General features: G+C 32.9%; 12 protein-coding genes. 1 reads left to right on the top strand and 11 read right to left on the bottom strand.

Translation table 11 applies throughout. The features are described from left to right. The first annotated feature begins 7 nt into the window (after window positions 1–7). A complete protein-coding gene (locus ACU68U_RS03450; protein WP_414731760.1) occupies window positions 8–88 on the top strand; it encodes an IS3 family transposase in 81 nt (26 codons plus the stop codon). 108 nt (window positions 89–196) lie between these two features. Here ACU68U_RS03450 and ACU68U_RS03445 read toward each other — a convergent pair whose 3' ends face one another. The 11 genes from ACU68U_RS03445 to ACU68U_RS03395 all read right to left on the bottom strand — a co-directional run bounded on the left by ACU68U_RS03445 (window position 197) and on the right by ACU68U_RS03395 (window position 14,202). Beyond that, window positions 197–1,960, bottom strand: coding sequence for a catalase (locus tag ACU68U_RS03445; RefSeq protein WP_446762765.1), 1,764 nt, complete (start codon window positions 1,958–1,960; stop codon window positions 197–199). A 175-nt stretch (window positions 1,961–2,135) separates the two neighbouring features. Continuing rightward, a complete protein-coding gene (locus tag ACU68U_RS03440) occupies window positions 2,136–3,416 on the bottom strand; it encodes a dicarboxylate/amino acid:cation symporter (RefSeq protein WP_446762764.1) in 1,281 nt (426 codons plus the stop codon). Between the two features lie 347 nt (window positions 3,417–3,763). After that, the gene (locus tag ACU68U_RS03435) at window positions 3,764–5,131 is read right to left on the bottom strand and encodes an MATE family efflux transporter (protein ID WP_446762763.1); all 1,368 of its coding nucleotides are present in this window, start codon (window positions 5,129–5,131) and stop codon (window positions 3,764–3,766) included. A 19-nt stretch (window positions 5,132–5,150) separates the two neighbouring features. Further along, entirely contained in the window at window positions 5,151–5,996 is an 846-nt protein-coding gene (locus ACU68U_RS03430; protein WP_446762762.1) for a DegV family protein, read from the bottom strand. A 12-nt stretch (window positions 5,997–6,008) separates the two neighbouring features. Next, window positions 6,009–6,770 carry an FAD-dependent thymidylate synthase gene (gene thyX / locus ACU68U_RS03425; protein ID WP_227905569.1) on the bottom strand — a complete coding sequence of 254 codons (762 nt, stop codon included), beginning with the start codon at window positions 6,768–6,770 and terminating at the stop codon, window positions 6,009–6,011. Then, a complete protein-coding gene (cysS, locus tag ACU68U_RS03420) occupies window positions 6,770–8,158 on the bottom strand; it encodes a cysteine--tRNA ligase (RefSeq protein ID WP_446762761.1) in 1,389 nt (462 codons plus the stop codon). Before cysS ends, thyX begins: the two co-directional genes overlap by 1 nt. Window positions 8,159–8,166: 8 nt before the next feature. Beyond that, on the bottom strand, window positions 8,167–9,636 hold the full coding sequence (gene gltX / locus ACU68U_RS03415; protein WP_446762760.1) for a glutamate--tRNA ligase: 1,470 nt from the start codon (window positions 9,634–9,636) through the stop codon (window positions 8,167–8,169). A gap of 85 nt (window positions 9,637–9,721) precedes the next feature. Continuing rightward, complete coding sequence (locus ACU68U_RS03410; RefSeq protein WP_446762759.1) at window positions 9,722–11,119, bottom strand: MATE family efflux transporter; 1,398 nt, start codon at window positions 11,117–11,119, stop codon at window positions 9,722–9,724. A 1-nt stretch (window position 11,120) separates the two neighbouring features. Next, window positions 11,121–11,666, bottom strand: coding sequence for a GNAT family N-acetyltransferase (locus tag ACU68U_RS03405; protein ID WP_154271640.1), 546 nt, complete (start codon window positions 11,664–11,666; stop codon window positions 11,121–11,123). A gap of 132 nt (window positions 11,667–11,798) precedes the next feature. Then, entirely contained in the window at window positions 11,799–13,460 is a 1,662-nt protein-coding gene (gene hcp / locus ACU68U_RS03400) for a hydroxylamine reductase (protein ID WP_446762758.1), read from the bottom strand. Between the two features lie 88 nt (window positions 13,461–13,548). Further along, window positions 13,549–14,202 carry a Crp/Fnr family transcriptional regulator gene (locus ACU68U_RS03395; protein ID WP_446762757.1) on the bottom strand — a complete coding sequence of 218 codons (654 nt, stop codon included), beginning with the start codon at window positions 14,200–14,202 and terminating at the stop codon, window positions 13,549–13,551. Window positions 14,203–14,249 lie beyond the last annotated feature (47 nt).

Below are 14,249 nucleotides of genomic sequence, written 5' to 3'. Positions count from 1 at the left end.
AAAATATATTAGATGGTACAATGAAGATAGAATTAAAACAAAATTAAACGGAATGTCCCCTGTTATGTACAGATTACATTCCGCTTAAAATATTATTAAATTATTCCGTGTTTACGGGTTCAGGTCACAAGGCTGCCTATCCTTTTGGTTTATAATGAAACAAATATCATACTTTGATATCATTAATTTCAATTATTTATAATAAATATGGGTCGTTTTCTGGATCTGATAAAGTTTTTGGATCTTCTACATTTGTATCTCTGCCTTCTTCAGGTAAGTCTTTTGCTGATTTTGGATCAGCTGGTTTAGTTGGTTTTTGTAATTCTTTATATTTTTCTTGATCCTTTTCCCATTCTTCTCTCGATTTAGATTCCAATGGAGTTAAATCAACATCATTTATATCAATTCCCAAAGTTTCTGCTACGCCTTTTCCATATTCAGGATCAGCTTGATAACAATGGTTGATGTGTCTGTACTTGATTTGAAGCGTTGAATCTTCCATATTTCTAGCAGTATTTTCAAATAATACTAATTGTTGTTCAGGAGTCATCGCTCTAAAAAGCATTCCTGGTTGTGTGAAGTAATCATGGTCGTCTTCTCTGAAGTCATATCTTTGAGAATCTCCACCTTTGTCAGCAGGAAGTTCAAATTCACGATGATCTTTCCATGCTCCATAACTGTTTGGAGTAATTGATATTTCAGAACCTTTATTTCCATCTACTCTCATTCTTCCATCGCGGTGATAATCGTGAGGATTTTCAACTCCTAATGGACTGTTTACAGGAATTTGATGGTGATTTACACCAAGTCTATAATTTTGTGCATCATTATAGAAGAATAGTCTTGCTTGTAGCATTCTATCTGGTGAAAATCCTATGCCTGGAACGTTATTTGACGGACTAAATCCAGCTTGCTCAACATCTTGGTAATAATTATCAGGATTTTTATTAAGTTCAAATTCTCCAACAGGAATCAATGGAAAATCTTTTTTGTACCATACTTTAGTCAAATCAAATGGATTATATTCAAGCTCATCCGCTTGTTTTTCAGTCATTATTTGAACATACATCTTCCATTTTGGATAGTCTCCTTTTTCAATGGCTTCAAACAAATCTGTTCCATTTGAATCTGGATCTTTCGCATTAACCATGTCTGCTTCTTGGTCTGTCAAGTTTTGGATACCTTGTTGACTTCTAAAATGGAATTTCACCCACACTCTTTCATCATCTGCGTTTATAAAACTATAAGCGTGAGAGCTGAATCCGTGCATAAATCTAAATGAAGAAGGAATTCCTCTATCACTCATAGTAATCGTCACTTGGTGTAATGCTTCTGGAAGTGAAGTCCAAAAATCCCAATTTGTATTCGCTGATTTTCTGTTTGTTTGTGGGTCTCTTTTAACAGCGTGGTTTAAATCTATGAAATTCATTGGGTCTCTTAAAAAGAATACAGGAGTATTATTGCCAACTACATCCCAATTTCCATCTTCTGTGTAAAATCTAAGTGCAAACCCACGGATATCTCTGTCAGCGTCTGTAGCTCCTCTTTCTCCAGCTACAGTGGAAAATCTTGCAAACATTTTTGTTTTCTTTCCTACTTCACTGAAAATCTTCGCCTTAGTGTATTTTGTTATATCATCTGTTACAGTGAATTCTCCCCAGGCTCCCCAACCTTTAGCATGCATTCTTCTTTCTGGAATTACTTCTCTATTAAAATGTGTTTGTTTTTCAAAAAGCCAAACATCTTGCATAGATATGTGTCCTCTTTTTCCAGAAGTCATTGAATCGTAGTTGTTATCAACTGGTTGACCTGATGCTCTTCTAAGATGAGGGTCTTTTACTTCATCGTTTTCTGATGGCAAATTTTCACCTAGACCGTTTTTTACGGAAGGTCCTTTTTGCATGTAAGCTACAGAATCCTTATCCATTTTCATATCTTTGTCTTTCTTATTATCTTTCATAAATTCCTCCTATTGATACCTTCAATCATAATTAGTATGCCTTCATCTTTATATTAATACCCAATTAATCTTTTAAGCTAAACTTATTTTGAACAAAATAATTGTATTTTCAACTGAAATCACAAAAAAATAGAAGCTATTTTGTAACTAACAAAATGCTTCCATTTTTAATCAATTATGCATTATATTTTTCCATATCTAAATCGTGTTGCATAGCTGCTACCATAACACCAGTAGATCCACCTGCGTGAACGTTAGTTGAAGTACGTGCCATATCTGCAACACCTTGGATTGGGCTTAATACTAAAATCATTTCAACTGGCAATCCCATTGTAGCAAAGATTGCTGTAGCTTGAATTGTTCCTGTTCCTGGTACCCCTACTGTTCCCATTGAAGCGAACAAGCATGAACCAACCATGATTAAATATTGAGTAGCAGAGAATGGAATATTAAGAGCGTTAATTGTAAACATCGCTAATAAAATTGGCCATACTGCTGCACAACCTGGCATACCAAATGTAGTACCGATTGATCCTGCAAATGATGCAATTTCTGTTGGAGTTCCCATGTCTTCTTGTTCTTTAATGTTTGCTGGTAAAGATCCAATTGAACTTTGTGTAGTAAATGCTATCAACCATGCTGGGAAGAATTTACGTTGGAACTTGAATGGATTGATGTGTGCAATCAAACTCATCATTGCTGAAGTAGTGATGAATGTGTGGAACAAACATGCTACATAAACCATTAATAATAAGAATAATAATGATTTAACAAATGATAAATCCAATGTAGCTACTTGGTTAGCTAATAAAGAAAGAACTGCATAAGGAGTGAATTCAATGATTTCTCCGATTACTTTGTTCATTACTTTATTACCAGCTTCAACGAAATCTAAGAATGGTTTGATTTCTTCCTTGTTAGTGTATCTAAGTACAACAATACCGATGATAATTGCAAAAATTACTATAGGCACGATTTTGTTGTGACTCATACTGTCAATAATGTTTTTAGGGAAGAAACTTACAAATACGTCTGCAAAAGGTGGAACTTCCTTAACCTTATCTGCAACATCCATTTTGATATTTGCATTCATTCCTATGTTTACTAATTTACCTAAAATTATAGACAATATAGCAGCTAAAACATTGTGTAAAGCTAAAATTGCGATTGTTTTGCCACCCATTGATCTCAATTTTTCTGAGCTTTCCAAGGATGCAACTGTAGTTATAATTGAGAATAATAATAGTGGAATTACAAATGCTTGTAATAAACTTGCAAATACACGACCAAATATTGCTACATAGTCAGTGCTTCCTTTGAAAATAAGTCCTACTATAGCACCCATTGCTGTAGCTAATAAAATTCTAATCATGAATGAAGTACCTTTTTTCTTCAAACGATCGATAACTACGCACAATAAGAAAGCTACAACTAAAGCGATTAAGCTTTTAATCATTTCAACATCTCCTTTATATATTTTTGTCACACTAATCTTATCATATTGTCTTATAATAGACAATGATATTTAATTGATACTATCGTTTTCATCATGTCTTATTTATTGTATTATCCTATATATCAATTTTTTCTGTAAATTCTAAGGTTTATTGTGTTCTTTTCAAAATTTATAAAAATAATGGTTTGATAAAGATTTTAAAATTATTTTACAATTTATGCCAGTTATCGTTAATATATCAACGCTTTTTTGTTTATTTGATTTCAAATTGAAATTTACAAATATTATTTAATTTTTGTAATATATAGATTTTCTCAATAAAAAAAGACCGATGTTAAACATCAGCCTTATCTTTCCCATCTACCTCGTTTGTAAATAATAAATCCCACAATAACTGTCAGAGCATTTGACACTAACATAGATATCCAAATTCCTGTAGAACCAAGATTTGTCAAACTCTTTAATAACATAATAAGTGGAAGTCTTAAAACCCACAATCTTGCAAGTGACAAATACATTGTAAGCTTTGTTTTCCCAACACCTTGGAAGAAACCATTAATCGCTGAGAAATATCCCATGAAAAATGTAATTATCGCTGAGAAGTACATGTACTCACTCGCTTGTCTCCAAAGTTCAATATCTGAACGATCTTTGATAAATATGGATAGCAATTGATCTTTGAATAATAATATTATTATCGCAGAAGCTAAAGAGAAGAAAGTTATTATAACATTTGCCCTTTTGAAAATATCCTTACTTCTTTCTTTTTTACCTGCTCCCATATTTTGTCCAGTGATTGATGTAAGAGCCATTCCAATTCCTATAGCCCCTTGGTTGAATATATCGGACAATCTGTTGCCCATTGAAAATGCGGCAAGTGTAGTTGTACCGTATGATTGGATAAATCCATTAAGAACAGTAAAACCAATAGCCTCTCCACTTGATCCAAGTGATGCAGGAATTGCGATGGAGAATATGTGTTTGATTATTCCCATATCTAGTCTGAAGTTTTTAAAATTAACTTCGATTTCAGATTCTTTTTTGACAACTCTTATCGCAAAAACTACAAGCAATACTTTAGATAACACTGTCGCCCATGCAGCACCTGCAAGCCCCATGTTGAGTCCTGGAATTCCCAAAACATTATCAAAAATAAAGAATGGATCTAATACGACATTTGTAATGGATGATATTGTCGAAATAATAGTCATAGACTTAGTTCTGCCTTGAGAATTGAGTATCGATTGATATCCAAAAAATATCATATCGAACAATAGCCCCACAGAGTTTATCGCAAGGAATATGTAAGATTTGTATTCAAAGCTGCCTGTTGCTCCCATCCACCTTACAATAAATGGTGCGGTGATTACCCCTAGAATACTGAAGAAAACTCCAAGTACTGTCGTGAGAATTAAAGTGTGAACTGCGTATATTGAACAGTCTTTTAGTTTTCTAGCTCCAAGTCTTTGACTCATTAAAGAAGTAGCTGCCACACTTACCCCAAGGCCAACTGCTATAAACAAATACAGCACCGGCCAAGTAAAAGATGTCGCAGCATAATCTTCAGAACTGATTTGAGCTACATATATTCCGTCAGTTATACCATAAAGGGTTTTGATTAGGTTGCTAATCATCAATGGGATACTTAATTTAAAAATCACATCCGTGATATTTCCGTTTGTAATAAATTCTATGTTACTTTTTTTATTTCCCATTCACTCGCCCCCTATTAATTTATAATTTAAAATATCCTATTCCAAATAATCCCGGTCCAGTATGGATACTTAATGTTGGAACGATTTGTCCTTCGTAGTAGAACTTTGCTCCTTCAATTAAATCATTCATACTTTCCTTGGCCTTTTCCATCGCGCTTTGATTATCACCGTTTAATAAAACCAAATAATAGTCTTTGATACCATTTAATTCTTTTTTCACTATATCAATAGCGTGGTTGATGTTTTTCATTGTACCACGATTTTTTTCTACTGTATAATATTCTCCGTCTTCATTACAAGATATTATAAGCTTCAAATTTAATAAATTACCAACGATCCCAGTAATTTTACCTATTCTACCACCTAATGTCAAGTATTTCAAAGTATCCAAAGTAATTACTGGTACTGAATCTTTTATTTTTTGTTTCATTTTTTCAATTACAGATTCAAAAGATAACCCTTCGTCGATTAATTTTCTCGCAAATATTGCAAAAAACCCTGTTCCAATCGAAATATTTTTCGAATCAAATACTTCCACTTGCACATCTTCCACTTGGTCTTTCGCAAGCATAAATGCATTGTACATTCCACTTAATTTTGAAGAAATGGAAATGCAGATTATCTTGTCAAATCCCTTATTTTTGATTTCATTTAATTTATTAACGATATCTCCAAGAGATGGGATGGATGTTTTTGGAACTTCTCTATCTATATTTTCATATATATATTTAGGATCAACAGTATAATCATCGTAGGATACATCTGAGTAGTTTATTTGAAGTGGCATCAATTCAATGCCGTATTCTTCTGCTATTTTTGGTGTAATTTCACTACCTGAATCTGTTAAAATTGCTATCTTTCCCATAATATCTCCTAACTAGTCAAGGCTATTAAAATATTCTCTAACTTGTTTTATTTTACCACAAGTCATCTTTCCTTCTGGACAACTTCCTTTAACACAACCTGGCCCTGCTTTTTTGAAAATTTGTGGACACACTTTTTTCGCTTCAACAAGCATCAATGTAGCCATTTCTCTTATTTCCCATTGGGCTCTTTGGCAGCATCTCGCTTCAAAGAAATGCAACAATTCACGAGCGTTCATTGTCATGACAATTTTGGTCTCAGTTGCATTTGAAAAAACATATCTTGCATCTTCAATGGAACTTTTTTCTGACATTGATTTTGCTTTTTTCTCATCAACTCCAGACTCGATTAATCTGTCGTATTCTTCTTGTATCAGAATTTCTGTAAGTTCATTGTAAGCATCAATCGTGTGTTTCATGTGGTTTTCGTAGATTTCTAAAGCCTTTGGATTGTTTTTTATTTTGGGAGGAATAATATATTCGTAATTATTCGCTCTCACATATCGTTGTGACTTTTGTGAGTAACTTGCTAATCTGTGTCTGACCAATTGGTGGGTCAAAGTTCTAGATACACCCTCAATTGCAAAAGTAAAACTAATGTGTTCGACTGGCGACATGTGCCCCAAATCCATTAATTTGTCTATGAAATTTTCTACATTTTCATCAGTTAGTCCCTCTTCAATCTCCATAACAGAACTATCTGAATAACAAAGTTTTGCACTTGATGCGACAAGTTTTTGTGCATCTGGAGTGTATCTAATTAGATTAACCTTCATTAATTACTTCTCTCCCATATAACTCCATCTCTTGTGTCTTTTAACACAATTCCCATAGATAAGAGTTTGTCTCTTATTTCGTCTGCTTTTTTGAAGTCTTTTTCTTTTCTAGCAGCATTTCTTTGTTCGATCAAATCTTCTATTTCAGAATCCAAATCATCGTCATCTTCTTTGAATAAAATTCCCAAAACATAAGAAATATCATCCATTAATTTCTTAGCTTCAAACAAGATATTTTTAGATGTATTTTCATTGTAATTTTTGTTGATATATTTAATGAAATCAAACAATACGCTAATTGCATCGGCCGTATTGATGTCATCATCCATAGCTTGTTCGAATTTTTCTCTGAATGATTGTATGTTATCATCGCTTTCTTCTTTTTCAGAAGAGTTTTCCAAAATTCTATTCAAAAATTTCTTAGCTGTGTACAATCTTTCCAGAGAATTTTTCGTAGCAACTAACGTGTCGTGGCTAAAATCAATCGGATTTCTGTAGTGAACTGATAACAACCACAATCTGATAACTTCCAAATCAAATTCTTTTTCAATATCTTTTAATAAGAAGAAATTATTCTTTGATTTGCTCATTTTTTCCTTGTCTACAGTTATCATTGAGTTGTGTAGCCAATAATTTGCAAAATGAGCTCCAGTGCATGTTTCTGATTGTGCGATTTCATTTTCGTGGTGTGGAAATTGCAAATCTTCTCCACCAGCGTGAATGTCAATAGTGTCACCCAAAATTGATTTACTCATTACAGAGCATTCCAAGTGCCAACCAGGTCTTCCCATTCCCCATGGACTTTCCCAAGCCGGTTCACTTTCTTCTTTTCTCTTTTTCCACAAAGCAAAATCCATTGGATTTTTCTTTTCGCTATTTACATCAATTCTCGCACCAGCACGTAAATCATCGATATTTTTCTTGGATAATTTGCCATAGTCTTTTGCTTTTGTGATATCAAAGTACACATTGCCATCGACATTGTAAGCCGCGCCTTTGTCTTCCAAAGTTTTCACGAATTTAATCATTTCATCGATATATTCAGTAGCTTTTGGATGAATTGTGTCTTCTTCATCGAAATTAAGTCCCGATACATTGTCCAAATATGCTTCAATGTATTTCTTGGTGATTTCTCTGAAGTCTATATCTTCATCTTTTGCTTTATTGATAATTTTGTCGTCGATATCAGTGAAGTTGCTTACAAATTTAACATTATATCCTTTGTAAATAAAATATCTTCTTAAAGTATCAAATACCACAATCGGTCTTGCATTTCCAACGTGAATATAATTATAAACTGTAGGACCACATACGTATATACCGACATTTTTTTCTTTTATTGGTTTGAATTCTTCCTTTTTTCGTGTCAGTGTATTGTATAACTTCATATCTTCTCCTATCTATTTAAAGCTTTGTTAATCCTATCTAAAACTTCTTGTTTTCCTAAAACTACCATGATAGAATCCAAGTCCGGTCCGTGAACATTTCCAGTAACTACAGCTCTTGTAGTCATCCACAAATCCTTGCCCTTGATTCCTGTTTTCTTTTGAACTCTCTTCATAACTCCTGATGCAAATTCTTTTTCGATTTCATCAACTGATTCGACTTCTTCTTTTAGTGCATTCATCAATTCGTCTAATTTTTCGTAGTTTAGGAATTCCTTAGCATCATCATCCATTTCGTAATCCTTGAACAAGAATTCAACTTTTTCAGTAATTTCTGCCAAATAATCCAATTCTTCTTTGAATAATGAAGCTATTTCTAATAATTTGTCATCTGGATAATCTTCAGAAATCACACCATCTTCAACCAAGTATGGTTTTAACATCGCTGCTAATTTTTCGTTTTCTATTTCTTTTATATAATGTCTGTTAATCCAGTTTAATTTTTCTGTATCGAAAACTCCTCCAGATTTTGAAACTCTACTGAAATCAAATTTATGTTCCAATTCTTCCATCGACATAATTTCTTGGTTATCTTCACTTGACCAACCTACTAGTGCAAGGTAATTGTCGATAGCTTCTGGTAAATATCCTTTTGTACGGAAATCTTTGACTGCAACGTCGTCATTTCTCTTGGATAATTTCTTACCTGATTTGTTTAAAACAACTGGTAAGTGAACGAATTCTGGAACATCCCATCCGAAACATTGATACATATACACATGCTTTGCTGTTGAAGAAATCCATTCATCACCACGAACAATATGAGTAATTCCCATCAAATGATCGTCAACTACAACTGCGAAGTGATAAGTTGGAAATCCGTCTGATTTTATCAAAACCTGATCGTCCATATCATTAGTGTTGAAAGTAATCTTACCTTTAATCGCATCGTTAAAAGTGATTTCTTTGTTTTCAGGAAGTTTCAATCTAATAACATATTCTTCTCCGTTTGCAATTCTCTTCTTAGCATCTTCAACGCTAATTCCTCTGCAAAGACCGTCATATTTTGGCATCAAACCATCTGCTTTTTGTTGTGCTTTTACTTGATCCAATCTTTCTTTTGAGCAGAAACAATAATATGCGTAACCTTTTTCGATTAATTCATCGATATATTTTTGGTACAAACCTTGTTTTACTCTGTCAGATTGAACATAAGGACCACATTCTCCAACTTCAGTTACGTTTCCTTCATCATCAAGGACAACTCCTTCGTCCGGATCAAGCCCTGCCCATTTTAATTGTTCCAATAAATTTTCGATAGCACCATCAACATATCTAGTTCTATCAGTATCTTCAATTCTCAAAAGAAATTTTCCGTTATTTCTTTTAGCATACAAATAATTATATAAAGCTGTTCTAAGTCCACCAATGTGCAAAAATCCTGTTGGACTTGGAGCAAATCTTACTCTTACTTCACTCATAATATCCTCCATAAAAAATAAATTTAACTTATTTTATTATATCACAAATAGCCAAATTCAACATTTATTAATAAACCCAAAGCGATTATTTCGCCAAGTTTTTTACCCAAATTTTCTTTCCAACTAAATACAATCCCAAAACAACCTTGTACAAATCAATCACAGAAATTATCAAATACATCAACACGACATTTAAATCTGTAAACTGTGCCAATAAAAACGAAATCGGATACGAGATCAACACAATTCCTACAGAATCAAAAAGCAAAGTCAAAATAGTTTTGCCACCACTTCTGAGTGTAAAATATGATGCATTGTATAAAGCAGATATCCACAAAAACGCTCCACCAACTCTAAGCATATTTGTCGCCATCGATTTTACATCATCAGTTGTGTTGTAAAATTCTGGAAAAAGTGGCGCCAAAATAATCAACACAATTCCAACTACAAGTGCTAACATCAACGAGAACACAATTAATTTCCTGTCTGTGTCCACAGCTTCATCGACATTTCCACTACCTAAAAGTCTCCCTACCATAATTGAAATACAATCTCCCATCGCCAAATTAAAAACGATGAAAAGTCCTATAATTGTCTGAGAAATATTGTACGCAGCCAAAGCTTCAATTCCTCTTGTTGAATAAGATTGTGTAATCGCAGCAATCCCTACAGAATACAAAACTTCATTGATAATCAAAGGGATTCCCGCAACAGTTATATTCTTGAAAAGCCCTGTATCGACATGGAAATTTTTGAAAAAATTAGAATAAAATGTAAATCTAAGTTTGTTTTTGTTTGCAAAATAAATAAACAATGAAAGTTCAACAAATCTTGAAATAACAGTCGCAATCGCAGCGCCTTTTGGTCCCAATGCAGGAAATCCTAAAAGTCCGAAAATCAAAACCAAGTTGAACACAAAATTCACTAAAACAGTAATAATCGACGTTATCATCGGAAGTCTAGTTTCGCCATTCACTCTCATTGAGGATGAGATGGATTGTGAAAAAGCAAAAGGTATAAATCCTATAGTCATTATCTTGGTATAATCTAGTGCAAACTTCATAGTCGTATTAATATTTTTTACAGTATCCGTATCTGGATTCATAAATAAATACAATAATTTCTCGCCAAAAACCCAGAAAATTAACACACTAATCACAGAAACGATAAAAGATAACACGATATCAAAATACAAACAGTTTTGTACATTCTTGTAATCTTTCTTACCTGCAAATTGTGCCGCAAAAATACTAGCCGCTGACACAAGTCCAAAAATTGCCAAGTTAAATACAGTAATCAATTGGTTAGCAACAGAAACTCCACTCATCGCAAAAGTTCCAGTCTGTCCAACCATAATATTGTCCAACATATTTACAAACGATGTAATAAGTTGCTGAATAATGATTGGAATTGCTAGTATCAACACACCTTTGTAGAAATTTTTATCCCCGAAAAACTTACACTTCTTTAATACTAAATTCAATCTATCCCTCCTTCAAATTCTTTAAGTAATAATAGTGGCAAAGCTTATTTGTTCCATCAAAGTTTTCATACAGATGTTCACCATAAAATTTGAACCCACATTTTTCAATAACTCTTGCACTCTTTTTATTCTCAACAAAACAACTGCAAGAAACATAATCGTAGTCCAAATCCTTTAGCAAGTGATTTACAAAACACTTTACAACCTTTGTCATAATCCCACGATTCCAATAATTTTTGTTCAGACTGTAGCCAATTTCAACGCCTGTCTTATCTTCAAATTCTGGCTGTTCATACAAGTAATCGTCTTCGTATACTCCAATCATTCCTATCAGTTTGTCTTCCTGAAAAATACCATATTCTAATTTTGAATCGATGAAATCTTTGAGAATTTTCTTGGATTGTTCGATTGTTTTATGTGGTTTCCAGCCCGCAGATGGTCCCACCTCATTTTGCATAGCGTATTCATAAAAATCTCTCAAATATTTCATTTCCAACGCTTTTATTTCTACATCTTCACATTTTAAAATAAAATCTTCGTATTTCATTTGTATCTCCAAGTTTTTTCAATCTATATAATAATATATCTTTAAAAATTGGAAGTCAATCGATTTTAAAACAAGATTTTTTCAAACAAAAAAGAGCCCTTTCGGACTCTTAATTAAATGAATTTTCACGAATTATTTTGTTTTTATTCCAAATTTTTTCATATCTTCATCAACTTCTCCTATTGGAGCAATTCCAAAATTTTCTACCAAAACATTGGCTACATTTGGAGATAAGAATGCAGGAAGAGTTGGTCCAAGATGAATATTTTTAACGCCTAAGCTCAAAAGTGCAAGTAGTACGATTACTGCTTTTTGTTCATACCATGCAATGTTGTAGCTAATTGGCAAATCGTTGATATCATCAAGACCAAAAGCTTTTTGTAAAGCTTGTGCAATTACAACCAATGAATAAGAATCGTTACATTGACCTGCATCTAAAACTCTTGGAATTCCATTGATATCTCCTAAGTTTAATTTGTTGTATCTGTATTTTGCACAACCAGCAGTTAAAATAATTGTGTCATCAGGCAATGCTTTAGCAAAATCTTCGTAGTAATTTCTACCTTTTTGTCTTCCGTCACAACCAGCCATTACTACAAATTGTTGAATATCTCCATTTTTAACAGCTTCAACAACTTTGTCTGCCAAAGCTAAAACTTGATTATGTGCAAATCCACCGACTATTTTACCGTTTTCGATTTCTTTTGGTGAATCACATTTTTTTGCAAGTTCGATTATTTCTGAGAAATCTTTGTGGCCATTTTCATCTGCTACAATGTGTTTCATTCCAGGATATGCTGCAACGCCAGTTGTGAATACTCTATCTTTGTAAGAATCTTTTGGTGGAGTTATGCAGTTAGTAGTCATCAAGATTGGACCATTAAATGATTCGAATTCCTTGTCTTGTAACCACCAAGAATTTCCGTAATTTCCCACGAAATTATCGTATTTTTTGAAAGCTGGATAATAATTTGCAGGTAACATTTCACTGTGAGTATACACGTCTACTCCTGTGTTTTGAGTTTGTTCCAAAAGCATTTCCATATCTTTCAAATCATGACCTGAAATCAAAATCGCAGGATTGTTTCTAACTCCTATGTTTACTTCTGAAATTTCTGGATTTCCGTAAGCAGATGTATTTGCACTATCCAAAAGAGCCATTGCTGCTGCACCATTTGATCCAGTTTGTAATGTTAAATCTATCAAATCTTCTACGGACAAACTATCGTCCATTAATTTTGCTAAAGTATTTTCCATAAATTCGTCGACATTGTCATCGAATTTCCCCAAAACATTAGCGTGTCTATTGTAGGCTGCCATTCCCTTCAATCCGTAAGTGATAAGTTCTCTAAGACTTCTCTTATCGTCATCCAAAGTATTCAATACGCCGATAATTTGTGATTTCAATTTTAATTCATCATCGTCTTTTTCGTTATACAAAGCTGCCTTCGACAAGTTTTCTTTGTCATCTAAGCCTTTGATTAATTTTTGGTTCAAATCGATAGTTTCTTTTACTTTTTCTAACAAATCTCCATAGTGGAAGTTTGCGTTTGTAATTGTAGTAAACAAATTATTGTTGACATAAGAATGTAAATTAGAGATATCTTTGTTTTCTTTTCTCATTCTAGTTAGGATTTCGCCTAATCCTTTTGTAACCCAAACAAGCAAATCTTCGATGTTTGCAACATCTGATGTTTTACCACATACGCCTCGTTTTGTACATGCAATGTTTTTTGCAGTTTCTTGACATTGATAACAAAACATTTCCTCTTTTTTTTCAATAGTTTTTTCCATTTTCTTTCCTCCTGATTTTTTCTAACTTATGGTTTAATTATAATTAATCAAAAGTATGGATTTCTGTAACATAAGTTACATTTGTTCACTACAATAAGTTTTCCAATTCTTCTCTGTTTTTAATTTTAATTTCAGACCCATTTAATTCAATAAGACCACTATCTTCCATGTTCAACAGTTCTCTTGATAACGAAGGTCTAGTAGTAGCCATAAAATCTGCCATTTGTTGTCTTGTCATTCCAGTGTTTGATACGTCTTTTTTTTCTGTTTGAATTAAAAAAGTTGCGATTTTTTGCCTCAATGAAAAACTAGACAACAATCTTACCTTGCTATTTAAGAAAAATGCTTTTTCTGCAAGAATCGTTATAAGATTAGTCATAATTTTATTTTTAATCGGAGTGGAGTTTTCAGATATATCGAAAAAACTTACAGGAATTTCAAGAATTTCGCAATCAGTGTTGCACACTAATGTAAAATCGCTGATTTTATTCAAATATGAATACACCTCAGCCATTACTTCCCCATGATTTTTGAAAATATTCACCACAGTGTTTTTCCCATTAATATCCGTCTTTTCAAGACTGAGCTTTCCACTTTTCAAAACGTAGATTTTATTGCAAATATCTCCAGGAGAAAAAACGTAAGAATTTTTGTTGTATTTGTTTATTATCGAATTTGATTCAATAAGAAATTGTTTAAATTCTTCTTCTGTAAAATTTTTAAAAAGTTTTGAATTTATCATTTAATCACCATTATTTTTATACCCAATAATTTTATATGTGCACTAAA

This window comes from Finegoldia sp. P3-F-LR, assembly GCF_052932165.1.
This window is presented reverse-complemented; position numbering and strand designations above follow the sequence as displayed.

Excerpts from the sequence above, each read along its gene's own strand:
- ACU68U_RS03405 (WP_154271640.1), bottom strand. The coding sequence starts at position 11,666 with ATGAAATACGAAGATTTTATTTTAAAATGTGAAGATGTAGAAATAAAA.
- cysS (WP_446762761.1), bottom strand. The coding sequence starts at position 8,158 with ATGAAGTTATACAATACACTGACACGAAAAAAGGAAGAATTCAAACCA.
- gltX (WP_446762760.1), bottom strand. The coding sequence starts at position 9,636 with ATGAGTGAAGTAAGAGTAAGATTTGCTCCAAGTCCAACAGGATTTTTG.
- hcp (WP_446762758.1), bottom strand. The coding sequence starts at position 13,460 with ATGGAAAAAACTATTGAAAAAAAAGAGGAAATGTTTTGTTATCAATGT.
- ACU68U_RS03430 (WP_446762762.1), bottom strand. The coding sequence starts at position 5,996 with ATGGGAAAGATAGCAATTTTAACAGATTCAGGTAGTGAAATTACACCA.
- ACU68U_RS03445 (WP_446762765.1), bottom strand. The coding sequence starts at position 1,960 with ATGAAAGATAATAAGAAAGACAAAGATATGAAAATGGATAAGGATTCT.
- ACU68U_RS03395 (WP_446762757.1), bottom strand. The coding sequence starts at position 14,202 with ATGATAAATTCAAAACTTTTTAAAAATTTTACAGAAGAAGAATTTAAA.
- thyX (WP_227905569.1), bottom strand. The coding sequence starts at position 6,770 with ATGAAGGTTAATCTAATTAGATACACTCCAGATGCACAAAAACTTGTC.
- ACU68U_RS03435 (WP_446762763.1), bottom strand. The coding sequence starts at position 5,131 with ATGGGAAATAAAAAAAGTAACATAGAATTTATTACAAACGGAAATATC.
- ACU68U_RS03440 (WP_446762764.1), bottom strand. The coding sequence starts at position 3,416 with ATGATTAAAAGCTTAATCGCTTTAGTTGTAGCTTTCTTATTGTGCGTA.